The sequence below is a fragment of the Roseomonas sp. AR75 genome (assembly GCF_005222815.1).
Taxonomy (GTDB): Bacteria; Pseudomonadota; Alphaproteobacteria; order Acetobacterales; family Acetobacteraceae; genus Falsiroseomonas.
Map to the genome: position 1 here is coordinate 359,462 of NZ_STGB01000001.1, position 23,511 is coordinate 382,972.

Below are 23,511 nucleotides of genomic sequence, written 5' to 3' on the forward strand. Positions count from 1 at the left end.
CCGCCTCAGCCGCGCCAGCCGTCGCGCCAGGCCTTGATATGCGCCAGCGCCTCCTGCGTGACCTCCGGCAGCATGTGCACATGGGTGGACAGGCGCAGGATGCCGCGGCGCACCGAATGCGCGACGCCTTTCGCCTGCAGATGCGTGGACAGCGCCTGCACCCAGGTGACGTCGGTGCGGTCATGGCCGGCGCCCAGCGCCTCGCCGACGGAGACGATGTGCGCGCGCCGCGCCGGCGGCAGCGGCAGCACCGAAAGACCCATCGCCTCGATCCCCGCGCGCAGCGTCGCGGCGGCCTCGGTGGCGCGGCGCTCGACCTCGCCCGGGCCGATGGCGTTCAGCAGGTCGAGCGAGGCCTCCAGCGCGGCGAGGCCGACATAGTTGTGGTTGCCGCATTCGAAGCGCCCGGCGCCGGGGCGGAGATGCCAGCCGCCTTCCGGGCCCGCCGCCTCGTGCCCCGCCGGCACCTCCACCGAGAAGCGCGCGAGGAAGGGCGGCTCCATCCGGTCCGCCCATTCGCGCCGCACATAGAGCAGCCCGATGCCGTAGAGGCCGAGCAGGCCCTTCTGCGCGGCCGTCGCCCAGCCGTCGACGCCAAGCGCGGCGAGCGGCTCGTCCATCACGCCGGAGGATTGCGCGGCATCGGCCAGCAGGAAGGCGCCGGCCCTGCGGCAGGCGGGCGCAAGCCGCGCGAGATCGGTGCGGCGGCCGGAAGCGAAATCCAGCGCCGTGACGGCAACGAGGCGCGTGCGATCGTCGATGGCGGCGATGATGCGGTCCTCGAGGTCGGCGGGATCGCCCGGGCCGATCTGCACCACCTCGGCGCCGGCCTGCCGCGCATGCCAGAGCCAGGGGAAGACGTTGTTCGGATGCTCGTAGCTCGGCGCGACGACCATGCGGTCGCCTTTGCCGAGGCGGAGAGCGGCGCCGACAAGGTTCAGGCCTTCCGAGGTGTTCTTGACGAAGGCGACATCCTCCGGCGCCACGCGCAGCAGTTGCGCGGCCTTGGCGCGGGTGCGGTCGGCCAGCGCCAGCCAGTCATCCTTGCGGACGCTGCCTTCCGCGCGCTGCAGAAGCAGCGCCTCCGCCGCGCGGCGCGCCGCCAGCGGCAGCGGCCCACGTGCCGAGACATCCAGATAGGGGTTGCGCAGATCGGGGAAGGAAGCGCGGATCAGGCGGTCCGCCGCCGCCCGGTCGAGGCCCTGCGGCAGCGCGCCGCCCGCTGCATCCGGTGCCATGCTCGTCCCTTTCCCCTTTGCCCAGGAGACATTGCGCCGCTTCGGCGGGCTGCTGTCCAGAGGGCGGTTCGGCGCTCGCATTGCGATACACGAAGGCGCTTTGCGCTGCGCGACGCTTTGCGCTTTGCTGCATCTGCGAGGCATCCGGAAACCGGTGCGGACGCAGCAGGAGCGAGGGAGACGAGAGATGAGCCGTGACGCACATGCAGCGATCCGCGAGGACATGACCGCCCTCTACCGCGAGGCGGCCGAGCGTGCCGATGCCTTCGACCCCGCCGCCGACTGGGAGGCACGCGGCGGCGCCGGCGCGAAGCGGCGCAGCTTCCTGGCGCTGGCGCTCGCCTCCGGCGTGGCGAGCCTGGGCGGGGCGGCGCGCGCGCAGACGCGCACGTCCTTCAAGATGGATGAGATCAACGCCGTCCACTATCTCGCCACGCATTTCGTGGCCGACAACCTGCCGGCCGATTCCGGGGTGGAGTACCGGCTGCTGCGCGTCGGCGCCGTCGGCCATGCCCGCGTCGCCGCCTTCACGCGCGGCGACCTCGATGCCTTCGCCACCGGCTGGAACTACCTGGCCACGATCGAGCTGCGCGACCTGAAGGGCCAGGCCGTGTGCGGCGTGGGCGGCGGCGGCACGCGGCTGCTCGCACGGCGCGGCAGCAACATCCGGACCCTGGCCGACCTGCGGGGCAAGCGCATCGGCGTGAACCAGCTCAACAGCCAGGACATCATGCTGATCTACGCCCTGCGCGGCATCGGCATGGATGCGATGAAGGACGTCACGCGCGTGCCGATCGCCAACCCGGCCGGGATCATTGCGGCGATGGCGCGCGGCGACATCGACGCCACCTCCACCTTCGAGCCATCGGCCTCCGTCATCCTGGCGCAGCAGGGGGCCACGATGATCAGCAATCTCGCCACGGAGAGCTTCGGGGCCTCGCATGGCGGCCTCTATATCCGCGACGGCTTCGTCACCCAGTATCCGCGCGAGACCGAGGCGATCGTGCGCGCCACGGTGAAGTCCATCGACTTCCTCAACGCCAACAAGGAAGCCTATATCGAGAAGACCATGCAGATCACCGGCCAGACGCGGGAGATCGCGACGCTGGCGGTGGAGAACGTCTCGCCGTCCTGGCTGATGCCGATGAACACCATCAAGGCGATCTGCAAGGCGGTGTACGAGCTGGGGCTGGAGGATCGCGATGTCTCCCCGGTGATCGCGCAGCGCGTGAACTACAGCTTCCTCGAGAAGGTCACGGGCAAGACGAAGGCGGAGCTCGGCTATGCCGCCTGACGGCGCGGCAACTGCGGACGTGGCGGGCGCGCGGGCGCCCGCCGTCCAACCCGCCGCGGCGCGCCCGGGGCTGTTCAGGCGGGTGCTCGGTGCGCTCGACCCGCTGGCCTTCGTGCTGCCGCTCGGAATCCTCGTCGCCTGGACGGGAATGTACGTGTTCGAGGTGATGCCGCGCATCCTGCTGCCGAGCCCCTGGGAGGTGCTGGGAACGATCGGCGAATGGATCAACCCGGACTGGGCGCGCGGCAGGCCGACCTACTTCACCGGCACCTGGGCGGTGGATGCGATGGGCTCGGCCTATCGCGCACTGCTCGGCTTCGTCATCGGCGCGATGGCGGCCATAGCACTCGGCGTCTGGGTCGGCTGGAGCCGCACGGCGGAGCGCTTCTTCGACCCGACCGTGCAGCTGCTGCGGCCGATGCCGCGCACGGCGCTGCTGCCCTTCGCCATCATCTTCTTCGGCCTGACCGACGCCTCGGCGCTGTTCCTGGTGATCTATGGCGTGTTCCTGCAGGTCTATGTGCAGGTGGTCACCGGCGTGAAGCTGGTGGGGCGCGACTGGAAGCGCGCAGCGGCGATGCTCGGCGCCTCGCCGCGGCAGATCCTGTGGCGCGTCGTGCTGCCGGGGGCGATGCCCTATATCTTTGGCGGCCTGCGGCTCGGCATCGCCTATGCCTGGACGCTGATGATCCTGGCGGAGATGTTCGCGGTCTCCGGCGGCTTCGGCTATGTGCTGTGGCGCGGCTACGAGTTCATGCGCATGGACATCGTGCTGGGCGGCATGCTGATGCTGGGCATCTTCGGCTTCCTGTCCGACCGGGTGATCGTGCTGATCGCGCGGCGCAAGCTGGCCTGGGCGCAGGACATCGCGGGGAACCGGCTGTGAGCGCCTTCGTCGAGGGCCGCGGCCTGGTGAAGCGCTATGTCGGCTCCTCCGGCCAGCCGACCATCGCGCTGAATGGCGTGGACGTGGATATCCCGGAGGGCAAGATCACGCTGCTGATCGGCCCGTCCGGCTGCGGCAAGACCACGCTGCTGAACATGATCGCGGGCTTCGAGAAGCAAAGCGCGGGGACCTTGCTGGTGAAGGGGGAGCCGGTGCGCGGCCCCGATCCGCGACGCGGCGTGATCTTCCAGGACCCGAACCTGTTCCCCTGGCTCAGCGTCTGGGAGAACGTGATGTTCGGCCCCGAGGTGCGCGGCGAGACCCGCAGCGTCGCGGAGGCGCGGGCGGCCGAGCTGCTGCGCATGGTGCGGCTGTGGGACTTCCGCAACCACCGGCCCTACCAGCTCTCGGGCGGCATGCGGCACCGCGCGGCGATCATCCGCACCCTGGCCAACGACCCCGAATTGCTGCTGGCCGACGAGCCCTTCACCGGGCTCGACGAGCACACACGCCGGCGCCTGCAGGGGGATTTCCTCTCGCTGGTGCAGCGCAGCGGCAAGACCGTCGTCTTCGTCACCCACAACATCGAGGAGGCGCTGTTCCTGGCGGACCGCCTGGTGGTGATGAGCCCGAGCCCCGGCCGCATCAAGGAAGTGATCCCGATGGAGATGCCGCGCCCGCGCGACATCCTGAGCGACGAGTTCAACCACTGGCGCGCGCGGCTCTACAACCTCATCACGCCCGACGTGGTCGAGGAGGAGACGGTCTGAGCGCAGCGCGGAGACAGGACATGGCAAGCGGCATCGCCGCCGACCGCATGGCGGTCGAGATCGTCGCGCACCGGCTGCAGGCCGCCGCCGAGGAGATGATGGCGACGCTGGTGCGCACCGCCTATTCGCCCAACATCAAGGAACGGCGCGACTGCTCCGTCGGCATCTTCGACGCGAAGGGGCAGTTGCTGGCGCTGACCGCCATCGCGCCGCTGCACCTTTCCTCGCTGCTGGGGCTGGTGGCGCATGTCACGCGCCGCTTCCCACTGGACACGCTGAAGCCCGGCGACGGCATCCTGGCCAACGATCCCTACCACGGCGGTGGATCGCATCTGCCGGACCTGACCGTCGCGACGCCGGTCTTCGCGGACGGCGAGGTTGTCGCGTTCGTCTGCAACATTGCCCATCATTCCGATGTCGGCGGCCGCGTGCCGGGCAGCGAGAGCGCCGATTGCACCTCGATCTTCCAGGAAGGGCTGCGCCTGCCGCCGGTGCGGCTGGTGGAGGGCGGGGAGGTGAGGCAGGACATCGTCGAGATCGTGCTGCTGAACAGCCGCACGCCGGGTGAGCGGGAGGGCGACCTCAAGGCGCAGATCGCCACGAATGCCACGGGCGTCCGGCGCATGCAGGAACTGCTCGCCCGCTTCGGGCGGGAGGCGACGCTCGCCGCCTTCGACGCGATCCTGGCGCATGGCGAGGCCCGCGCCCGCGCCGCCATCGCCGCGCTGCCGCGCGGGTCCTGGACCAACGAGGAGATCATCGACAATGACGGCATCGCCGCGGCGGAACTGCGCACGCGCGTGACCGTCACGGCGGCGGGCGATACGCTGCGCTTCGACTTCTCCGGCACCGATCCGCAGATGCGCGGCGCGCGCAACATGGTGATGGGCGCGACGCTCGCCTGCGTCTACTACGCCGTGAAGGCGTTGGTGGACCCGGATCTGCCGCCCAATGCCGGCACCTTCCGCCCCATCGAGGTGATCGCGCCGCCGGGCAGCCTGCTGAACGCGACGCCCCCGGCAGCGGTGGGCGACCGGTCCTCGCTGGGCAACGTGGTGGGCGACCTGATCTTCGGCGCCTTCGCGCAGGCGGTGCCGGAGCGCATCATGGCCGGCTGCGGGCCGCTTTCCGCGATGACCTTCTCGGGCGTCGATCCGCGCAGCGGGCGCTACTTCGTCGACTACGAGACCTATGCCGGCGCGGCGGGCGCGCAGCACGACCAGGACGGCAGGGATGCCGTGCGCGTGCACATTTCCGGCGCCGCCAACCTGCCGGTGGAAGCGGCCGAGCATGAATTCCCGCTGGCCGTGCTGCGCTATGAGCTCATCGAGGATTCCGGCGGCGCCGGCACCTTCCGCGGCGGCCTCGGCACGCGGCGTGACGTGCTGCTGTTCGCGGAGGAGGGGCGGCTGGTGGGCCGCGCCCTGCGGCAGGTAGTGGCGCCGCGCGGGCATGGCGGCGGGCATGACGGCACGCGCGGGCGCTTCGTGCTGCGGCCCGGCGACGACACGGCGGAGGCGCTCCCGGCGAGCTTCTCGGACTGGCCGATCGCACCGGGCGAGGTGGTGCGCATCGAGACCTCCTCCGGCGCCGGATTCGGCGATGCGCGCCGGCGCGATCCCGCGCTGGTGCTGGCCGATGTGCTGGACGGCAAGGTCGGTGCAGCGGCGGCGCGCGAACTCTACGGCGTGGTCCTGCGCGACGGCGCCGTGGACGAAGCGGCGACGGAAGCCTTGCGTGCCGGAGTGCGAGCATGAGCGACCGCTACGCGCTCGGCGTGGATGTCGGCGGCACCTTCACCGACCTTGTGCTGATCCGCTTGTCGAATGGCGCGATGACCACGCACAAGGTGCCGTCCACGCCCGACGATCCCTCGCGCGCCATGGGCGAAGGCATCGCCGAGCTGCTGCGGCTGGCGGGCGCGGCGGCCGGCGATGTCGGCTGGTTCGGCCATGGCACGACGGTCGCGACTAATGCGATGATCCAGGGCCGCACCGCGCGCACCGGCCTCGTCACCACCGAGGGCTTCCGCGACACGCTGGAGATCCGCCGGCAGCGCCAGCCGCACAACTACAACATCCGCATCCCGAAGCCACGCCCGCCCGTGCCGCGCCGCCTGCGCTTCGAGATCGCCGAGCGGCTGTTCCTGATGGGCCGCGATCCCGTCGCGCCGCGCCGCGAAAGCCTCGATCCCGTGATCGCGGCGCTGCGCGCGGCGGAGGTGGAATCGATCGCGATCTGCTTTCTGCACGCCTATCTGGATCCTGCGCATGAGCGCCAGGTCGCGGCTTGGCTGGAAGCGGCGCTGCCGGGCGTGTTCATCTGCCCGTCGCACGAGATCCTCGCGGAGTTCCGGGAGTACGAACGGCTCTCGACCACCGTGCTGAATGCCGGGCTCGGCCCTGTGATGAGCCGCTACCTGGATCGCCTGCAGGCGCGCTGCGAGGGGCTCGGCCTCGGCTGCGCGCCACACATCCTGCAATCCAATGGCGGCGTCGCCTCGCCGCGCGAAGCCGGCGCGAAGCCGGTGCGCACGCTCGCTTCCGGGCCGGCCGCGGGCGTGACTGGCGCGATCCATGCCTGCGTCGCTGCGGGATTCCCGGACATCATCACCTTCGATGTCGGCGGCACCTCGCTGGATGTCTGCCTGGTGGAGAACGGCCAGCCCGCCATCGCGCGCGAGAAGGAATTCGGCGGCTGGCCCGTGCGCTTCCCGATGCTGGACGTGCATTCGGTGGGCGCCGGCGGCGGTTCGATCGCCTGGGTGGATGCGGGCGGCTTCCTGCAGGTCGGCCCGCAGAGCGCCGGCGCGCATCCCGGCCCTGCCTGCTACGACCGCGGCGGCACGCGGCCCACGGTGACGGATGCGAATGTTGTTCTCGGGCGCCTGCATCCAGAACGCCTGCTCGGCGGCCGCATGCCGATCCGGCGCGACCTGGCCGAGAAGGCGATCGCCGAGCATGTGGCGCAGCCGCTCGGCATGACGGTGGAGGAGGCCGCCGCGGCGATCCTGACCATCCTCAACGAGACCATGCTGCGCGCGGTGCGGCTGATCTCGGTGGAGCAGGGGCATGATCCCAGGCGCTTCGCGCTGGCCTCCTTCGGCGGCGGCGGGCCGCTGCTGTCGCAGGCGCTGGCGGCGGAGCTCGGCATGCGCACCGTGATCGTGCCGCCGGGGCCAGGGCTGCTCTGCGCGCTCGGCCTGTTGGTGGCGGATGTGCGCAGCGATTTCAGCCGCACCTGCCTGCTGCCGCTCGGCGCGGAGGCGATGCCCGCGCTGCTGGAGGCCTTCGCCGCGCTGGATGCGGAGGCCGATCGCTGGCAGGCGGCGGAGGCCGCGGCGGGCACGCCGGCGCGCCGGCAGCGCGCGCTCGACATGCGCTACCAGGGGCAGAGCCATGAGCTGACCGTGCCCGTGCCCGACCTGCCGCCGGCGCAGCTGCCCGCCGCGCTGGCGGAGGCTTTCGCGCAGGAACATGCCCGCGTCTACGGCTACGCGACCGGCGCTGCCGTGCAGGCCGTGACGGCGCGGCTGAGTCTCAGCGTTGCCGTTGCGCGGCCGCCGGCCGCTTCGGGCGACGCCGCGGGCGGCGAGGCGCGCATCGGCAGTCGCCGCGCCTGGTTCGCCGAGGCCGGCGGGTGGACCGACTGCCCGGTGTACGACCGCGCGAGGCTTGCGCCGGGCGCGAGGCTGTCCGGCCCCGCCATCCTCGAGCAGATGGACACCACGACGATCCTGCATCCCGGCCAGGCGCTGCGCTGCGACGCCGGCGGCAACCTTCTCATCGCGGTCGCGGAGCCGGGCTGAGCGGCACGCGATTTCTCTTCCCCGGCGCGGCATCGGCGCCGTATCGTTGCCGGCATGAACAAGCGCCGCACGATCCTTGCAGGACTGCTCCTCGCGCCCGCCGCGCCGCTGGCCGCGCGCGCCTTCCGCGCGGAGGCCGTGACGCCGGCAGACGCCTGCGGCCCGGATGGCTGCGGGGAGGATCGGCTTCATAGCGTGTCCGGAGGCGGCTCGCTGGAGCCGGAGCAACGCGCGCCGGCACCGGACCGTGCCGTGTGGCGCTGCCCCTTCTGCGGCCGCTTCTCAGCGCTGCCGGAAGCTGCCGCACCGCGCTGACGCCGCGGCGCGGCAGCTTCGCTCACGTCGCCGGCGGCGACAGGCCGATGCGCGCGAAGGCCTCGGAGGGTGCGTGGTTGGCCACCATCAGCCTCGCCATCAGCAAAGCCAGCCGCGCTTCCTGCGCCGGATCCTGCAACGGGTGTTCCTGGCCGGGATCGGCGACGAGGTCATAAAGGCGCGTCTCGTCCTCGATCATGTTCCCCGGGCCGTATTTGGACTGGAAGGGCGAGCGCTCCAGCACCGGTACCTGCATCACCTTGGCGCCCTTCGTGAAGGGCAGCGGTCCCGCGAGTTGCGCGCCGGCCAGCTCCTCCACGGTGAAGGGCATGGAGATGTGCGTGGGCATGACGGTGTACTGGTAGATCTCCTGCGTCTTCAGGTCGGGCGGATAGCGGTGATAGGTGTAGCGGCCATCCGTGACGTTCACCGCGCCGCCGAAATAGCCGAACAGCGCTGCCTCCCGCCGCTGCGTGCCGTCCCGTGACGCGCGGAGGGGGATGCCTTCCATGGATGGCGTCGGCGCCACGCCGAACAGATCGAGGAAGGTCGCGGCCATGTCCATCGCCTGGGTCAGCGCATCGCAGCTTTCGCCTGGCTGCGCGGGCTTGCGCGGGTCGTGCATCAGCAGCGGGATGTTCGCGACCTCCTGGTAGAGGTTCATGCGGTTCTTCGCCCAGAAGTCGTGCTCGCCCAGCAGGAAGCCGTGATCGGTGGTGACGACCAGCGCGGTGTCCTTCCACAGATCCTTGGCGTCGAACAGGTCGAGCAGCTGGCCGAGCAGGTGGTCGCACAGCGCGACGACGGCGTAGTAGTTGGCGCGCAGCTCCTCGCATTCCTCCGGCAGTTCGTCGACGCGGCCGTAGCGCGGCCAGTCCAGCACGGGACCCTGGTAGTTCGTGGGGAAGCCCTCGCGGAAGCGCGTGGGCGCGTGGAAGGGCTCGTGCGGATCGAAGGTCTCGATCTGCAACACCCAGTTGTCGGCTTCGGCATTGCGGTCGAGGAATTCCAGCCCCGCCGCCATGCACTGGACCGAGGGAAACTCCTTCTCCTCCTTGATGAACTCGCGGTTGATGATGTTCTGCGCCTTGTAGACGCGCCGATCCCGGGTGAACTGCATCGGGTGGTATTTCTCGCGCAGCCTTTCCCAATGCGGCTGCACCATCGCCTTCCACGGGTCGCCTTCCTGTCCCCGGATGAATTCGTGGCTGTCGTAGCGCGTGTGATAGGTCGCGCCGCCATCCTCCCAGTAGTGGAAGTGGTCGGTGACCAGGTGGCTGTAGGTGCCGGCCTGCTTCGCCAGGATCTCGGGGAAGGCGTCGTCGAAGGGCTCCAGCGGTCCCCAGGAGCGGTGCAGGAAGGACAGGCGCCCGGTCAGCAGGTCGCGTCGCGCGGGCATGCAGGGCAGGCTGCCGACATAGTGCTTGTCGAACCGCACCGCGCGCTTCGCCAGACGGTCGAAATTCGGCGTCGGCACGCGCGTGCCGCCATAGCAGCCGAGGATGTGGCGGTTGAGCGAGTCGAACAGGACGAAGACCGCTTTCATCTCATCTGCCCTCAGACGCCGGGCGCGGCCTCCGGCCGCTTGGCTTCGCCGCACGGGCGGCGGGCCGCATTCGCGGCCTCAGCCCGCTGCGCGGGCTGCCAACAACACCTACCATGACGTATCCCTCATTTGACCGCACCGAGCGTGAGGCCCTTCACGATCCAGCGCTGCGCGACCAGCAGCAGGAGAAGGGCGGGAACGGCCGAGAGGCTGGCGGCCGCGGCCATCTGGACGTAGCGGATCTCGAAATCCTGGGCGAACTTCGCGATCGCCACCGGCACCGTCGCGGTCTGCCGCATCGAAAGGTTCAGCGCCGCCGCGAATTCGTTCCACGAGAAGACGAAGCACAGCACGCCGGCGGCGGCGAGGCCTGGCGCGACCAGCGGCAGCACCACGCGCCACAGCAGCGTGGGCGTGGAGGCGCCGTCCAGCCGCGCGGCCTCCACCAGTTCCTGCGGCACGTCGCGGACGAAGACGCCCATCATCCACAGCGCCATCGGCAGGTTCAGCGTGGCATGCGCGAGGATCAGCCCCATCAGCGTGTTGTCCAGCCCGACCGCGCGCGCCATCACGAACCAGCCGCCGGCCAGCGCCACGGGCGGGATCATCTGCAGCACCAATGCCCAGAGCAGCAGCGCATGCACCCACCAGCGTGGCCAGCGCATGCGGTGCAGCGACCACGCGCCGAAGGTGGCGGCGGCAAGCGCGATCGCGGTGCTCGCCAGGCCGATCAGGGTTGAGTTCCGCACGTTCAGCAGGAAGTCGGAGGTCTTGGAGAACAGCACCTCCTCGAAGGCGGAGAGCGTCGGCGTGAACCAGACTTCGCCCATCAGCAGCGAGATCTGCGTGCGGAAGCCGGCCGCGACCACCCAGGCGAAGGGCGCCGCGATCAGCAGCCCGCCGAGTAGCAGCGCAAGCTGCAGACCGGATTCGTGGCGCCAGCGCCGCATCACGCCTGCACCCGGCGGCGTGCCGCCGCGGCGGCGGCGAGCATCAGGAATATGAGAAAAATCACCGCCACCGCCATCGCGGCGCCGTAGCCGGCGCGATCCTCGGTGAAGAAGCGCTGGTAGATGGTGAAGGAGACGACCTCGGTCGCCGTGCCGGGCCCGCCGCCGGTCAGCAGGTAGACCTCATCGAACACCTTGAAGGCCAGCACCAGGCGGAAGACGAAGGTGACCGCGATGGTCGGCCACATCAGCGGCAGCGTGATGCGCGTCAGCTCCTGCCAGGCGCTGGCGCCATCCACCGTCGCGGCCTCGTAGACGTCGCGCGGCAGGGATTCCAGGCCGGCGAGGAAGAGCAGGAAGCAGAACGGCGTCCAGTGCCAGACATCCACCATGATGACGGCGAACAGCGCGGTGGAGGGTTCGCCCAGCCAGTCCACCGGCGTCAGCCCGGCGAGTTCGAACAGCTGCGCCAGCGCGCCGAATTCCGGGTTCAGCAGCAGCTTCCACATCGCGCCGATGACGATGCCGGGGATCAGCACCGGCAGCACGAAGACCGCGCGCCAGAACACGCGCCCGCGCGTCGCCTTGCTGCACAGCAGCGCCAGCGCGAAGCCGAGGATCATCTGCCCGGTGACGGCGCCCAGCGCGAAAACCACGGTGTTGAGGATCGCCGCGCCGAACAGCGGGTCGCGCGTCAGCGCCGCGTAATGCGTGGTGCCGACGAAGGACCAGGTGGACTGTCCCTCCGCCCAGCGTACGTCGAAGAAACCGAGCGCGACGAGGTTCAGCACCGGCAACAGGCCGAGGCCGCCCATCAGCAGCAGCGCCGGCGAGAGAGTCGCCCAGCGCCACCAGCTGTCGGCGTCGCGCGGCGCCCGCCGCGCCGTAGCGTGCGCCGGCGCGCGGGCGACCGCCAGGCTCAGCGCAACGGCTCCAGCTTGCCGGTGCGGTAGCCGTTCTTCGCCATGATCTCCGCGATCTGCGAGGACATGTCGTTCAGCGCGGCGACCGAGGTGATCTCCCCGGCGATGGCGCGGTTGAGGCCGAGCTCCAGCACCGCGATCACTTCGGACGCCTCGGGGAACTGGTAGATGTTCACCGCGTGCGGCAGCGCCTCGGCCAGCGGCTTCATCCAGCGGAAGCGGCGTTCCTCGGCGATCGGGTCGCGATACGCGGCGGCGTTGATCGGAATGCCGCCGAGCTTCGCGGTGGCGATCTGCGCCGCCGGCGTCTGGAACCAGGCGAGGAAGGCTGCTGCGGCGCGCTGCCGGTCATCCGGCACGTTGCGGCTGACGCCGGCAAGCCAGTGGCCCAGGCCCGGGGCCGTCGGCCTGCCCTCGATGGAAGGCGGCGGCGCCCACTCGATCTTGTCCACGACGGCGCTGCGCTGCGGATCGTCCATCTGCGACCAGGCGGCGACCACGGTGATCATGTGCGCGCCGCGACCGGTGACGATGGCCTGGATCACCTCCGCCTGGTCGAGCGCAGCGGTGCGCGGATGTCCGGCCTCCTTGGCCAGCCGGATGTAGTAGTCGAGCGCGGTGCGGCCTTCCGGCGCGTTCAGCGTGACGGTGTAGTCGTTCTCCGCCTGGTTGCGGAAGATGCTGCCGCCATGGCCGTACAGGTAGGGATAGAAGTCGTACGCCACGGTGTGCGGCCCGCGCGCGCCACGCTGCACGATGCCGTACATCCGCGGTGGACGGTGCAGCTTGCGCGCGTTGGATTCGAGCTGCGCGAAAGTGCGCGGCGCGCCCTGGATGCCGTTCTCCCGATAGAGGTCGCCGCGGTAGTAGGTGAGGGGGATCAGTGGCGAGATGGGGATGGACATCAGCTTCCCCTGCGGCGTCATCGTCTTCTTCTCGGCATCGAAGAAGATGGTGTCGCCGAGCGTGTAGACCTCCCGCTCCAGCCTGAAGCCCGGGTCGATGTCGGTGATCGGGCGGACGAAGCCGCCGAAATACATCTCCGCGAACCAGCCGGAATTCATGATCAGCAGGTCCGTCGTGCCTTGCCGCGCGCGCACGGAATTGCGCTGCTTCTCCAGCGAACCCGCGAAGGGATTCACGTCGAGGTCCACCTTGGCGCCGGTCTCGCGCTCATAGAGCTGGACGGTGCGCTGGAAGCTGTCGAGCCAGGGCGACTGATTGATGACGATGGTGATCGGCGCCATGCGGCCCTGCGCGCCCGCGCGCCTGGGCAGCGCACCCGAAGCGAGTGCCCCGGCGCCCAGCCCCAGCGCCGTGCGGCGCCCCATCTCCCCGTGCCGGTTCGCAGCCATCGTCCGTCCCTCCCGCAGGGCTTCGCCTGCTGGATGCACTCTGGCCCTGGCCTGCCATATCCGCAACCTAACTTTCGGCGTCAGCGCCATAACCATCGGGTATGGCAACGCCGCAGGCGGCGGCGAGCCGCGTCAGCAACTGCCGCGTCAGCGGCGGCAGCCAGCTTCCGCGCCGCACCATGATGCCGGTGCGCCGTGTCGCGGCCAGGCTCGGCACGCGCAGCGTCGTCAGCCCTGCGGCGTCCGGTGCATCCAGCGCGCTGCGCACCTGGAAGCAGAGCGCGTCAGACCCCGCGATCACCCGCAGCAGCATGTCCGTCGATTCCGTCTCCAGCGCCGGATCCGGTGGAGCCAGCCCGCGTGCCGCGAACAGCGCACCGAGGCGGGCGCGCGCGCGGGAGGGGCTCGGCGGCAGGACCCAGGGGAAGCCGAGCAGCGTTTCGGCCTGCACCACGCTCCGCACCAGCGGGTGACCACGGCGGCAGCCGACGACGAAGTCGTCCTCCGCAAGTTGCAGCAGCGCGAGGTCGGACGCTTCCTCCACGGCGGGCAGTTCCGCGAGCACGGCGTCCAGCGCACCCGAACGAAGGGCGCGCAGCAGCGCGTCGTCATAGCCGGCCTGCAGGCGGATGCGCGCGGTCGGGTCGGCGGCGATGGTCGCGGCGATCGCGTCCGGCAGCTTCTCGCGCAGCCAGGTCGGGCCGGCGCCGATCGCCGCCTCGGCCGGCGGTCCGCCGCGCAGCGCCGCGATCTCCCGCAACGCATCGGACAGCAGAACCGTGACCGGTGCGGCGCGGCGCAGCAGTGCGACGCCGTAGGCCGTGGGCACCACGCCCCGCGCGCGGCGTTCCAGCAGCGGCACGCCGAGTTCCTGTTCGAGGATGCGAATGCTCTTGGTCAGCGCGGGCTGCGACAGGCCCAGCCGCAGCGCCGCCGCGCTGATGCTGCCGGCCTCCACCGCCTGGCGGAGATGATCGAGGCGCTTGATGTCCATGCGACGAGCCTACGCCGCTTCGCGCCAAGCCTTCAGCCCGGGCGTGCGGCGCCGTCCACCGCGGCGCGCGCCCCGCTGTCCATGAGGCGCCGCAGCGCCTGGGTCACGGCGGCCGCAAAGCCGGCATCGCGTGGCAGGTCCTCGCCGAAGATGGCGGGAAAGCGCAGCGCGGCGGCCACGCGCCGTGCCGGGTCCGGCCCCGCGGCATCAAGCGCGCTGCGCAGCGGCGCGGCGAGCGGATCGCGCACCTCGATCGGGCGTCCTGCCTCGTCCACCCCGCCGACGAAGCGGATCCAGGCGGCGATGGCGAGCGCGATGTGCGGGATCGGCCGGCCCTGCGCCAGTCGCTCCCGCGCCGTGCCGAGCAGGCGCTGCGGCAGCTTCTGCGAGCCATCCATCGCGATCTGCCAGGTGCGGTGGCGCAGCGCGCGGTTGCGGAAGCGCGCGAGCAGGCTGGCGGCGTAGCCCTGCAGCACGACGCCGGGCGGCGCCGGCACGCAGGGCGCGATCTCGGCCCAGAGATCGCCAAGGTAACGCGCGAAGACCGGATCGTTGGCCGCTTCCGCCACCGTCTCATGCCCGGCGAGGTAGCCGAGATAGGCGAGCGCGGAATGCGCGCCGTTCAGCATGCGCAGCTTCATGTGTTCGAAGGGTGCGACATCCGCGGCGAAGGTGGCGCCGCCCAGCGTCCAGTCGGGCCGTCCGGTGGGGAAGCGGTCCTCGATTACCCATTGGGCGAAGCGTTCGCCCACCACCGGCCAGGCATCCTCGAGGCCGAGCATCGCGGCGATGCGAACGCGGTCCTCCTCGGTGGTGGCGGGCACGATGCGGTCCACCATTGTGCAGGGAAACGCGACCTCGCCGGCGATCCAGGCGCCGAGGTCGCGGTTGCGCAACTCCGCCAGGCGGATCGCCACGCGGCGCACGGTGGCGCCGTTGGCGGGCAGGTTGTCGCAGCACAGCACGGTGAAGGACGGCGTGCCGGCTGTGCGGCGTCGATGCAGCGCCTCCACCAGGAAGCCAGGCGCGGAGCGCGGCGCGCCCTGTGCAGAAAGATCGTGGCGGATGTCCGGATGCGCCTCGTCCAGCGTGCCGGTCGCGGGGTCGTGGCAGTAGCCCTTCTCCGTCACCGTCAGGCTGACGATGCGCGTGCGCGGATCGCACATCGCGTCGAGCAGCGCGCCAGGATTCTCGGGCGCCACATGCAGGCCGCGCAGCGCGCCGATCACCTGCAGGCTTTCGCTGTCATCCTCGCGCGTCGCCACGGTGTAGAGCCCGTCCTGCGGCGCCAGCGCGTCGCGCGTGTCGGGGCTGCGCAGGCTGGCGGCGACGATGCCCCAGTCCCGCGCGCCGGCATTCAGCACGGCTTCCGTCATCACGGCCTGGTGCGCGCGGTGGAAGGCGCCGAGGCCGAGATGCACGATGCCCGGCGTGACCGCGGCGCGGTCGTAGCGCGGTCGAGCGATGCCGGCGGGCAGGCGGTGCAGCGTCGCGTCAGACAGGCGCATGGTGCCGCAGGCCCGCGATCACGCCGCGCAGCTCCGCCAGGCCGCGCAACCGGCCGATCAGCGTGTAGCCCGGATGCGTCTTCCGACCGGCATCCGACAGCAGCACATGGCCATGGTCGGGGCGATACGGGATCTCCGTGCCGCGCCGCTTCTCCTCGGCCAGGAAGGCGGCGATCACCGCGGGCATGTCCACGTCGCCGGCGAGATGGTCGGCCTCATGGAAGGACCCGTCGGGCTCCTTCGTCACGTTGCGCAGGTGCAGGAACGCCACGCGCGGCGCGAATTCCCGCGCCAGGGCAGGCAGGTTGTTGGCCACGCCGGCGCCGAGCGAGCCGGTGCAGAAGGTGATGCCGTTGGCGGGGCTGTCCACCATCGCGATGAGGTCGGCCAGGTCCTGCCGGTTGGAGATGATGCGCGGCAGGCCAAGGATCGGGCGCGGCGGGTCGTCGGGGTGCATGCACATCGCAATGCCTGCTTCCTCGGCGGTCGGCACAACCTCGCGCAGGAAGCGGGCGAGATGCGCCTTCAGCGCGGCCGCGTCGATGCCGGCGTAGCTGTCGAGCATGCGGCGCAGGCCGGGGATGTCGTAGCGATCATAGGCGCCGGGCAGCCCGGCCATGATGGAGGTGAGCAGCGTGTCCCTGTCGGCCTGCGTTGCGCCGGCGAACCAGGCGCGCGCGGCCGCGAGCACGTCCGGCCGATGGTCCGCCTCGGCGCCGGGCCGCTCCAGCATCAGCACGTCGAAGGCGGCCTGTCGCATGGCATCGAAGCGCAGTGCCAGCGCGCCGGTCGCCATGCGGTAGGCTAGGTCGGTGCGCGTCCAGTCCAGCACCGGCATGAAGTTGTAGCAGACGGTGGGGATGCCGGCCTTGCCCAGGTTGCGCAGCGACTCCCGGTAGTTTGCGAAGATTCGCTGCAGGTCGCCGGTGCCGCGTTTCACATCCTCATGCACTGGCAGGCTTTCCACCACGGACCATCGCAGCCCGGCCTGCTCGATCATCGCCTTGCGGGCCAGGATCGCCTCCAGTGGCCAGACCTCGCCATAGGGGATCTCGTGCAGCGCGGTGACGATGCCGGTCGCGCCCGTCTGGCGGATCTCCGGCAGGGTGATGTCGTCCAGCGGGCCGAACCAGCGCCAGGTCTCTTGCATGTCCCGCGTCCTCAGAAGGAGAGCTGCACCTTCATCGCCGCGCGCCGGTCCGCGGCGAGCGCGAAGGCGGCCTCGGCCTCGGCCAGGGGCCGGGTGGCGGTGATCAGCGGGCGTACATCGATCTCGCGCCGTGCGATCAGCCCGGCGGCGATCTCGAATTCCGGATGGAAGCGGAAGCTGCCGACCAGGCGCAGCTCCTTCGCGACGACGACGTTCATAGGCACATCGAAGCTGCCGCCGACGCCGACCTGCACGATGGTGCCGCGCGGGCGCACGCAGGCGATGGCCTGCGCCAGGGCACGGGGATTGCCGCTGCATTCGAAGGCGAGGTCGAAGCGGCCCTTGTCTCGCTCCTCGGCCGCCAGCGCATCCCTGTTCGCGGCGACATTCACCGCCGCGGCGGCGCCGAGCCGGCGGGCGAAGGCCAGCGGCTCGTCCACCACCTCCGTCACCGTGGCCTCGCCCGCGCCGGCATGTTTCGCGGCGAGCAGCACCACGCCGCCGATCGGGCCGAAGCCGGTGATCAGCATGCGCTTGCCCGTGATATCGCCGGCCTGCGCCACGGCGTGCAGCGCGACCGCAAGCGGCTCGCTCATCGCGGCCTCGCCGATGGAGACGATGTCGCCGACCTTCACGCATTGCCGCGCGGCGCAGACCAGCCGGCGGCGGAAGCCGCCCTGGATGTGCGGCATGCGCATGGCGCTGCCGTAGAAGCGCATGTCGAGGCAGTGCTGCGGCTCGCCCCGCGCGCAGTACTCGCAGGTGCCGCAGGGGTTCGAGGGGTTCACGGCAACGCGGTCGCCCGGCTTCAGGCCGGTGACGCCGCTGCCGAGTTCCGCGACGGTGCCCGCCACCTCGTGCCCCAAGATGATCGGCTGGCGGACGCGGATGGTGCCGAAGCCGCCATCGAGGAAGTAGTGCAGGTCGGACCCGCAGATGCCGCCCGCGCCGATCTCCACCAGCACCTCGCCCGGGCCGGGCGCGCCAAGCTCCACGGTCTCCACGCGCAGGTCGCGCTGGGCGTGCAGCACGGCGGCTTCGGTCGTCGTCATGAGGCGTCTCCTCAATTGTAGAACAGGCGCGGCAGCCAGAGCGACAGGCCCGGGATCGCCGTCACCAGCGCCAGTACCACGAAGTTGGACAGCAGGAAGGGCCAGATCGCCACCGTGATCTCCCAGATCGAGATGCGGCCGATGCTCGCGCAGATGAAGAGGCACACGCCGATGGGGGGCGTGGCAAGCCCGATCATCAGGTTCAGCACGGCGAAGGTGGCGAAGTGGATCGGATCGATGCCGGCCTGCTGCGCCACCGCCAGCAGCGGCGGGAACAGGATGATCAGCGCGGCGATGGTTTCCATGAACATCCCCACCACCAGCAGCAGGATGTTCATCATCAGCATGATCGCCCATGTCTCCGTGGAGATGGACGTCATCAGCGCCACCAGCGCCTGTGGCACGCGCTCCGACGCCAGGATCCAGCCGAAGACATTGGCGAAGCCGACCAGCACCATGATCGCGGCGCCGGAGATCGCGCTGTCCGCGATCAGCTTCGGCAGGTCCCGCCAGCCAAGCTCGCGATACACGAACAGGCCGATCACGGTGGCGTAGAGCACGGCGATCACGGCGGCCTCGGTTGGCGTGAAGTAGCCGCCGACGATGCCGAACAGCACCAGCGCCATCATGCCCATCGCCCAGATGGCCTGCGTGCCCGAGGCCCAGACCTCGCGCCAGCCGCGCCAGGGCTCGCGCGGGTGGTTGTGCCGCACCGCGAGGATGTAGGCCGGCACCATCATGCCGAGGCCGAGCAGCAGGCCGGGTATGGCGCCCGCCAGGAACATCTGGCCGACGGAGATGCCGGTCAGCGAGCCCACGATGATCATCGGGACCGAGGGCGGGATGATGGGCCCGACCACGGCGGAGGCCGCGGTCACCGCCGCTGCATAGGGTACGGTGTAGCCGACGCGCTTCATGCCGGGGATCAGCACGGCGCCCTGGCTGGCGGCGTCCGCCGCGGCCGTGCCGGAGATGCCGGCGAAGATCATGGAGCCGACGATGTTCGCCTGCGCGAGCCCGCCGCGCAGATGCCCGACCAGGCTGTTGGAGAAGCGCAGGATGCGGTCGGTGATGCCGCCGCCATTCATCAGGTTGCCCGCCAGCACGAAGGCCGGGATCGACAGCAGCACGAAGCTGTCCATGCCCGCGAACATCTTCTGCGGGATCACCTCCAGCGGCAGGTCGGCGGCGAGAAGGTAGGCCATCGAGGACAGGCCGAGGACCACCGCCACCGGCATGCCGGCCAGCAGCCCCGCGAGGAAGACGACGCCGAGGAGCAGCAGCGGGTCCATCTCAGCGCACCTCCGGCGCCAGGCCGGCGAGCACGCGCAGCAATCGCTCCGCCGCGGCGAGCACCAGCGCGAGCGGCGCGACCAGCACGGCCATGTGGACCCAGAACATGTTCCATTGCAGTGCCGGCGAGGTCTGCAGCGACCCGATGTCCACGAAGGCCCAGGCCGGCTGCACCAGCAGCAGCCCGAAGCCGATCATCACCAGGCAGGAGAGGATCTCCGCCACGCGCCGCCCGCGCGGCGGCAGCATCATGGTCAGCAGGTCCACCCCCACCAGCTCGCCCGAGCGCAAGGCCAGGCCGATGCCGAAGGCCGCGGCGAAGAGCAGGCAGAAGCGCGACAGCTCCTCGGTCCAGACCGGCGGGTTGGGCAGGCCGAGGCGCGAGACGACCTGCACCAGCACGGCGGCCAGCAGCAGCGCGAAGGTCAGGCCGACCACCAGGCGCAGCAGCGCATGCGCCCGGCCGAGCAGGGTGAGGATCATCGTCTGGCTCCGGTCTCCCCCGCGCATCGGCGCGGGGGAGGGCAGGGAAGGGCGGTCAGGCCGGCAGCGCCATCATCTGCTCGAGCAGCGGCTTCGCCTCGGTCCGCACGCCGGCGATCGCGGCCGGTCGTGCCTTCGCCGCGAAGGCGGCGCGGTCGCTGTCCACGAAGGTCATGCCGCGGCGCTTGAGCTCGGCTTCCAGGCGCTGCTCGTCCTCGACGAACAGGCTGCGCTCGAAGGCCTGGGCGCGGCGCGATGCCTCGGCCAGCACCTCCCGGTCGGCGGGGGAGAGCTGCTGCCAGCGGCGCTCGCTGATCGCCACGTAGATCCAGCTCCAGACATGCTGGGTCAGGTTCACGAACCGCTGCACCTCGTTGAAGTTCGCGCTGAGGATCAGCGCCAGCGGGTTCTCCTGCCCGTCGATGGTGCCGTTCTGCAGCGAGGTGAAGACCTCGCCGAAGGCCATCGGCGTCGGCCGCGCGCCGAGCGCCTGCCAGACGGCGACGAACAGCGGCACGTTCGGCACGCGCAGCCGCAGCCCGTTCAGCTCGTCCGGCGTGCGGATGGCGCGGTTGGACGTCAGGTTGCGCGGGCCGCGCGCGAAGTAGGCGAGCGGGCGCACGCGGGCGCGGCTGACGATCTCGGCGCCGATCTGCTGGCCGATCGGGCCGCCGGCCACCGCATCGACCTGGCGCAGCGAGGTGATGGCGAAGGGCACGGCGAGCAGCGCGGCCAATGGCGCCCAGTTCTGCAGGCTCTCGCCGGTGATGGTCATGTCGGCGGTGCCGAGCTGCATGCCGTTGATCAGGTCCATCTCGCGCCCGAGCGTGTCGTTCGGGAAGACCTGGATCTCGATGCGGCCGTTCGACAGCGCCTTGGCTTCCTCGGCGAGCTTGAGGCTGGCGCGGTGCCAGACATTCTGCTCGTTCGCGAGGTGACCGAGCTTCAGCGTCACGCGGGCCTGGCCCCAGGCGGTGCCGATGGTGGGTGTGGCCAGCGCGGCGGCGCCGGCCAGCATCAGGGTGCGGCGGGTGGTGGTCATGGCGCGTCCTCCTTGCGCGGGGTGGTGCGGCCGGCGGAGGCCGGCTCGAAGTAATCGGGATGCGCCGCGGCGATGCGCGGCAGGCTGGACAAGATCTCGCGCAGATGCGCGCGCAGCGCCGCCTCCGCGCGGTCGGGCGCGCCGGCGGCGATGCCGGCGGCGATGGCGCGGTGCTGGCGGATCAGCTCGGGCAGGGGCGTCGCGCCTTCGAAGGACAGGAAGCGCACGCGGTCCATCTGCGCCTTGATCGCTTCCAGCGCGGTCCAGGCGAAGCTCCGGCCGATGCCCTCGGCCATGGCGCGGTGGAAGGCCTCATCGAGCCGCAGGAACTCCGGGGCGTCGCCGGCCGCCGCGGCCTGCTCCTGGCCGGCGATGAGCGCGGCGAGGCGGGTCTTCAGGCCGGCGGGGCGCGTCGCGGCCGCTTCGCGCACCACGGCGACCTCGACCGCCTCACGCACGAAGCGCGCGTCGTAGACCGCGTCCATGGAGATGCGCTGCACCACCGTGCCGCGCTGCGGGCGGATGGAGAGCAGGCCGCTTTCCTGCAGCTTGATGAAGGCCTCGCGCACGGGCTGGCGGCTGACGCCGAAGCGGCGGGCGATCTCGGCTTCGGAGAGAAGGGTGCCCGGCGGCATCTCGCCCTGCACGATCGAGTCGCGCAGCAGGCGGAGCAGCTGGGGCGCCAGGGCACCGGCGGTGTCGGCGAGGGCGGGCGCACGCGACGCGACGGCTGACATGCCCCTCCCTCCCTTGCGCGCTGGCCGTTATCGGCCGACTAGTATGGTAGTAGGCCGAAGAAAGGACGGGCGCAAGCGCAATCCGCGCCGACCGCACGGGCGGGCGGACAGGATCGCGTCAGCGGTGCTGCGGTGTCACGACGCGGCCGGCGGTCCCGACAAGAGCCGATGGGTCCAGAGCGCGATGGCGGCCCCCAGCAAGGGCAGGGCGGCGACCAACGCGAAGGCCGCGGTGTAGCCGCCCAGCAGCAGGGCCAGCGCGCCGAACGCCATCGGGCCGACCACCACGCCGACATAGGTGAGGCCCATCACCCCGCCGGCCGCCGCCCCCGCCGCGCCGTGCGGCGCGAGGCGCGCGACCTCGGCCATGGCGATGCCGGTCCAGCCATTCGCGCAGGTGCCGAACAGGCAGAGCAGTAGCAGCACCGCCGCATCCGGCCAGCCCAGCGCGAAGGGCATGGCGAGTGCCGCCGCTCCGGTGCCGAGCCCGATCACCGCCAGCATCGGCAGCCCCGCGCGCAAACGGTCCGCCAGCACCGCCCAGGCGATGCGCGAGACCGCGCCGCTGGCCTGCACCGCCGCTGCCGCGGCGCCGGCGGCAACCGGGCTCCAGCCGAACTCGCCCACCAGCATGGTCACTGCGAAGGCGCCGAGCGAAAGCTGCGTGGCGGAAAACAGCGCGCCCATCACCGCGATCGCGACCAGGCCGCGCCCGGCGCGCAGCACCGAAAGCGTGCCGAGTGCGGCCTTGCCGCCCGGCCCGGCGCCGCGCCCGGCATCCCAGGCGGCGCGGAACGGCATGAGCGCGGCGACCGCGAGCAGCAGGAGCAGGGCGACGATCAGCGCGCCGTTGCGCCAGCCCAGCGCCAGTGCCAGCGCGGGCATCAGCAGCCCCGCCAACGTGCCGCCCAGCGGTACGCCCATCTGCTTCACGGCGAAGACCAGGTTGCGGCGCGGCGCGGGTGTCAGCCGCGTCAGCACCTGCGTCGCCGCGGGCGTGGTCAGGCCGTAGCCGATGCCGAGCAGCACCGCGCCGAGCGCGGCGCCCGGCAGCCCGCCAAGACCCAGCGCGACGCTGCCGGCAGCGCAGAGCAGCAGCGCAAGCTGTGTGCAGCGCGCTGGCCCCTGCCGCCGCAGCAGGCCGCCCGAGACGATGGAGGTGATGGCGGCCGCGGCGTAGATCACCGCCACCTGCGTGCCCACCAGCTCCGGCCCGACGCCGAGGTCGCGCGCCGCGATCGGCGCCAGCACCGGCAGGAGATACACGGCGAGCGTCGCCAGCACCTGTGCCCCGGTGGTCGCGACCAGCGCGGCGCCGAGGCCGTTCATGCCTGCGCCAGGCGGCGTGAGAGCATCGCCGCCTCGTCGCGCAATTCCTCGCCGAGGCGCGCGAGGCCGATGCGGCGCAACTGCTCGCTGACGCCGACGATGACCAGCGCGTGGGAGACGCGGCCGCGCGGCATGACCGGCGCGGCGATGACGGTGACGCCGGCGATGTAGCGGCCCTCGTCCACCGCATAGCCGGCTTTGCGCGTCGCCTCGATGTCGGCGCGCCATTCCGCGAGCGTTGGCGGGTTCTCCCAGCGCAGCATGGCGAAGCGGCGCTCGATCACCGGCCAGGCATGGCCGCCGAAGGCCGCGATGCAGCGGCCGGTCGCGCTGATGAAGGCGGGGTAGCGGCTGCCGATCTCCACCTGCAGCCGCAGCGCCTGACCGGGGCGGGAGATCGCCACGACCACCATGTGGTCCAGGCTCGCCGCCTCCACGCCGATCGTCGTCGTGCCGAGCTTTGACGAGAGCGCGTCGAGCACGGGCTGTGCCTGGTTGGCGAAGGCGTCGTACCGCAGCCGGCCGCGCGCCAGCGCCACCACGCCGCTGCCGAGCGTGTAGCGCTTGGTGGCGGGATCGACGGCGACGAGTTCCTCGGCGACGAGGGCGCGCAGGATATGCAGGCAGGTGCTGGGCACGATGCGCAGCGCCCGGGCGATGGGCTGCACGCCCATCGGCGCCTCGCTCCGCGACAGCAGGCGGAGGATCGCAGCGGCCCGGGCCACGGCCGGGACGGCGCGAAGCACCATGCCGGGGTCCGCGCTCGGATCGGGTGGCTGCATGTTGTACATATACAACAGGAGAGTTCATTTGACAACACGTGCGCTCCGCGCTTCTG

At 71.2% G+C, this 23,511-nt stretch carries 21 protein-coding genes; 6 read left to right on the forward strand and 15 right to left on the reverse strand.

Annotation, left to right across the window (positions count from 1 at the left end; translation table 11 throughout):
• Positions 1–5: 5 nt before the first annotated feature.
• On the reverse strand, positions 6–1,238 hold the full coding sequence (locus E4T13_RS01590) for an aminotransferase class V-fold PLP-dependent enzyme (RefSeq protein ID WP_170984742.1): 1,233 nt from the start codon (positions 1,236–1,238) through the stop codon (positions 6–8).
• Positions 1,239–1,425: 187 nt separating this feature from the next.
• On the opposite strand from E4T13_RS01590, the gene E4T13_RS01595 reads away from it, so the two are divergent.
• Genes E4T13_RS01595 through E4T13_RS01620 form a run of 6 tightly spaced genes read left to right on the forward strand, consistent with a single transcriptional unit; the run spans position 1,426 to position 8,311 of the window.
• Positions 1,426–2,532, forward strand: coding sequence for an ABC transporter substrate-binding protein (locus E4T13_RS01595; protein WP_170984743.1), 1,107 nt, complete (start codon positions 1,426–1,428; stop codon positions 2,530–2,532).
• On the forward strand, positions 2,522–3,418 hold the full coding sequence (locus E4T13_RS01600) for an ABC transporter permease (protein WP_137176491.1): 897 nt from the start codon (positions 2,522–2,524) through the stop codon (positions 3,416–3,418). The genes E4T13_RS01595 and E4T13_RS01600 overlap by 11 nt, the downstream gene beginning before the upstream one ends.
• Positions 3,415–4,188 carry an ABC transporter ATP-binding protein gene (locus E4T13_RS01605; protein ID WP_137176492.1) on the forward strand — a complete coding sequence of 258 codons (774 nt, stop codon included), beginning with the start codon at positions 3,415–3,417 and terminating at the stop codon, positions 4,186–4,188. Before E4T13_RS01600 ends, E4T13_RS01605 begins: the two co-directional genes overlap by 4 nt.
• Before the next feature lie 20 nt (positions 4,189–4,208).
• Positions 4,209–5,945, forward strand: a complete 1,737-nt coding sequence (locus tag E4T13_RS01610; RefSeq protein ID WP_137176493.1) for a hydantoinase B/oxoprolinase family protein — start codon at positions 4,209–4,211, stop codon at positions 5,943–5,945.
• Positions 5,942–7,996 (forward strand): hydantoinase/oxoprolinase family protein, encoded by a 2,055-nt coding sequence (locus E4T13_RS01615; protein ID WP_137176494.1) that lies wholly within the window; start codon positions 5,942–5,944, stop codon positions 7,994–7,996. The genes E4T13_RS01610 and E4T13_RS01615 overlap by 4 nt, the downstream gene beginning before the upstream one ends.
• Before the next feature lie 54 nt (positions 7,997–8,050).
• Entirely contained in the window at positions 8,051–8,311 is a 261-nt protein-coding gene (locus E4T13_RS01620) for a hypothetical protein (protein WP_137176495.1), read from the forward strand.
• A gap of 22 nt (positions 8,312–8,333) precedes the next feature.
• Here the strand turns inward: E4T13_RS01620 and E4T13_RS01625 are convergent, their stop codons facing one another.
• The 14 genes from E4T13_RS01625 to E4T13_RS01690 all read right to left on the reverse strand — a co-directional run bounded on the left by E4T13_RS01625 (position 8,334) and on the right by E4T13_RS01690 (position 23,455).
• Positions 8,334–9,857 (reverse strand): sulfatase, encoded by a 1,524-nt coding sequence (locus tag E4T13_RS01625; protein ID WP_137176496.1) that lies wholly within the window; start codon positions 9,855–9,857, stop codon positions 8,334–8,336.
• A gap of 125 nt (positions 9,858–9,982) precedes the next feature.
• Positions 9,983–10,807, reverse strand: a complete 825-nt coding sequence (locus tag E4T13_RS01630) for a carbohydrate ABC transporter permease (protein WP_137176497.1) — start codon at positions 10,805–10,807, stop codon at positions 9,983–9,985.
• Complete coding sequence (locus E4T13_RS01635; protein ID WP_137176498.1) at positions 10,807–11,622, reverse strand: carbohydrate ABC transporter permease; 816 nt, start codon at positions 11,620–11,622, stop codon at positions 10,807–10,809. The genes E4T13_RS01630 and E4T13_RS01635 overlap by 1 nt, the downstream gene beginning before the upstream one ends.
• Positions 11,623–11,726: 104 nt before the next feature.
• Complete coding sequence (locus E4T13_RS01640; protein ID WP_170984744.1) at positions 11,727–13,085, reverse strand: extracellular solute-binding protein; 1,359 nt, start codon at positions 13,083–13,085, stop codon at positions 11,727–11,729.
• Between the two features lie 67 nt (positions 13,086–13,152).
• On the reverse strand, positions 13,153–14,079 hold the full coding sequence (locus tag E4T13_RS01645; protein ID WP_137176500.1) for a LysR family transcriptional regulator: 927 nt from the start codon (positions 14,077–14,079) through the stop codon (positions 13,153–13,155).
• Positions 14,080–14,111: 32 nt separating this feature from the next.
• The gene (locus E4T13_RS01650; protein WP_137176501.1) at positions 14,112–15,587 is read right to left on the reverse strand and encodes a mannitol dehydrogenase family protein; all 1,476 of its coding nucleotides are present in this window, start codon (positions 15,585–15,587) and stop codon (positions 14,112–14,114) included.
• Positions 15,574–16,737, reverse strand: a complete 1,164-nt coding sequence (gene uxuA, locus E4T13_RS01655; protein WP_137176502.1) for a mannonate dehydratase — start codon at positions 16,735–16,737, stop codon at positions 15,574–15,576. Before uxuA ends, E4T13_RS01650 begins: the two co-directional genes overlap by 14 nt.
• A gap of 11 nt (positions 16,738–16,748) precedes the next feature.
• The gene (locus E4T13_RS01660; RefSeq protein ID WP_137176503.1) at positions 16,749–17,789 is read right to left on the reverse strand and encodes an L-idonate 5-dehydrogenase; all 1,041 of its coding nucleotides are present in this window, start codon (positions 17,787–17,789) and stop codon (positions 16,749–16,751) included.
• Positions 17,790–17,800: 11 nt separating this feature from the next.
• Positions 17,801–19,081, reverse strand: coding sequence for a TRAP transporter large permease (locus E4T13_RS01665; protein ID WP_137176504.1), 1,281 nt, complete (start codon positions 19,079–19,081; stop codon positions 17,801–17,803).
• 1 nt (position 19,082) lies between these two features.
• On the reverse strand, positions 19,083–19,565 hold the full coding sequence (locus tag E4T13_RS01670) for a TRAP transporter small permease (RefSeq protein WP_170984745.1): 483 nt from the start codon (positions 19,563–19,565) through the stop codon (positions 19,083–19,085).
• Between the two features lie 55 nt (positions 19,566–19,620).
• Positions 19,621–20,607: a TRAP transporter substrate-binding protein gene (locus E4T13_RS01675; RefSeq protein WP_137176506.1), complete on the reverse strand. Its 987-nt coding sequence runs from the start codon at positions 20,605–20,607 to the stop codon at positions 19,621–19,623.
• Positions 20,604–21,344, reverse strand: coding sequence for a GntR family transcriptional regulator (locus tag E4T13_RS01680; RefSeq protein ID WP_137176507.1), 741 nt, complete (start codon positions 21,342–21,344; stop codon positions 20,604–20,606). The genes E4T13_RS01675 and E4T13_RS01680 overlap by 4 nt, the downstream gene beginning before the upstream one ends.
• Before the next feature lie 135 nt (positions 21,345–21,479).
• A complete protein-coding gene (locus tag E4T13_RS01685) occupies positions 21,480–22,673 on the reverse strand; it encodes an MFS transporter (RefSeq protein WP_137176508.1) in 1,194 nt (397 codons plus the stop codon).
• Positions 22,670–23,455 (reverse strand): IclR family transcriptional regulator, encoded by a 786-nt coding sequence (locus E4T13_RS01690; RefSeq protein WP_240790945.1) that lies wholly within the window; start codon positions 23,453–23,455, stop codon positions 22,670–22,672. The genes E4T13_RS01685 and E4T13_RS01690 overlap by 4 nt, the downstream gene beginning before the upstream one ends.
• Between the last annotated feature and the right edge of the window lie 56 nt (positions 23,456–23,511).

Excerpts from the sequence above, each read along its gene's own strand:
- E4T13_RS01620 (WP_137176495.1), top strand. The coding sequence starts at position 8,051 with ATGAACAAGCGCCGCACGATCCTTGCAGGACTGCTCCTCGCGCCCGCC.
- E4T13_RS01590 (WP_170984742.1), bottom strand. The coding sequence starts at position 1,238 with ATGGCACCGGATGCAGCGGGCGGCGCGCTGCCGCAGGGCCTCGACCGG.
- E4T13_RS01690 (WP_240790945.1), bottom strand. The coding sequence starts at position 23,455 with ATGCAGCCACCCGATCCGAGCGCGGACCCCGGCATGGTGCTTCGCGCC.
- E4T13_RS01670 (WP_170984745.1), bottom strand. The coding sequence starts at position 19,565 with ATGATCCTCACCCTGCTCGGCCGGGCGCATGCGCTGCTGCGCCTGGTG.
- E4T13_RS01680 (WP_137176507.1), bottom strand. The coding sequence starts at position 21,344 with ATGTCAGCCGTCGCGTCGCGTGCGCCCGCCCTCGCCGACACCGCCGGT.
- E4T13_RS01600 (WP_137176491.1), top strand. The coding sequence starts at position 2,522 with ATGCCGCCTGACGGCGCGGCAACTGCGGACGTGGCGGGCGCGCGGGCG.
- E4T13_RS01675 (WP_137176506.1), bottom strand. The coding sequence starts at position 20,607 with ATGACCACCACCCGCCGCACCCTGATGCTGGCCGGCGCCGCCGCGCTG.
- E4T13_RS01630 (WP_137176497.1), bottom strand. The coding sequence starts at position 10,807 with ATGCGGCGCTGGCGCCACGAATCCGGTCTGCAGCTTGCGCTGCTACTC.
- E4T13_RS01650 (WP_137176501.1), bottom strand. The coding sequence starts at position 15,587 with ATGCGCCTGTCTGACGCGACGCTGCACCGCCTGCCCGCCGGCATCGCT.
- E4T13_RS01595 (WP_170984743.1), top strand. The coding sequence starts at position 1,426 with ATGAGCCGTGACGCACATGCAGCGATCCGCGAGGACATGACCGCCCTC.
- E4T13_RS01610 (WP_137176493.1), top strand. The coding sequence starts at position 4,209 with ATGGCAAGCGGCATCGCCGCCGACCGCATGGCGGTCGAGATCGTCGCG.
- E4T13_RS01665 (WP_137176504.1), bottom strand. The coding sequence starts at position 19,081 with ATGGACCCGCTGCTGCTCCTCGGCGTCGTCTTCCTCGCGGGGCTGCTG.
- uxuA (WP_137176502.1), bottom strand. The coding sequence starts at position 16,737 with ATGCAAGAGACCTGGCGCTGGTTCGGCCCGCTGGACGACATCACCCTG.
- E4T13_RS01625 (WP_137176496.1), bottom strand. The coding sequence starts at position 9,857 with ATGAAAGCGGTCTTCGTCCTGTTCGACTCGCTCAACCGCCACATCCTC.
- E4T13_RS01635 (WP_137176498.1), bottom strand. The coding sequence starts at position 11,622 with ATGGGCGGCCTCGGCCTGTTGCCGGTGCTGAACCTCGTCGCGCTCGGT.
- E4T13_RS01685 (WP_137176508.1), bottom strand. The coding sequence starts at position 22,673 with ATGAACGGCCTCGGCGCCGCGCTGGTCGCGACCACCGGGGCACAGGTG.
- E4T13_RS01645 (WP_137176500.1), bottom strand. The coding sequence starts at position 14,079 with ATGGACATCAAGCGCCTCGATCATCTCCGCCAGGCGGTGGAGGCCGGC.
- E4T13_RS01660 (WP_137176503.1), bottom strand. The coding sequence starts at position 17,789 with ATGACGACGACCGAAGCCGCCGTGCTGCACGCCCAGCGCGACCTGCGC.
- E4T13_RS01615 (WP_137176494.1), top strand. The coding sequence starts at position 5,942 with ATGAGCGACCGCTACGCGCTCGGCGTGGATGTCGGCGGCACCTTCACC.
- E4T13_RS01640 (WP_170984744.1), bottom strand. The coding sequence starts at position 13,085 with ATGGCTGCGAACCGGCACGGGGAGATGGGGCGCCGCACGGCGCTGGGG.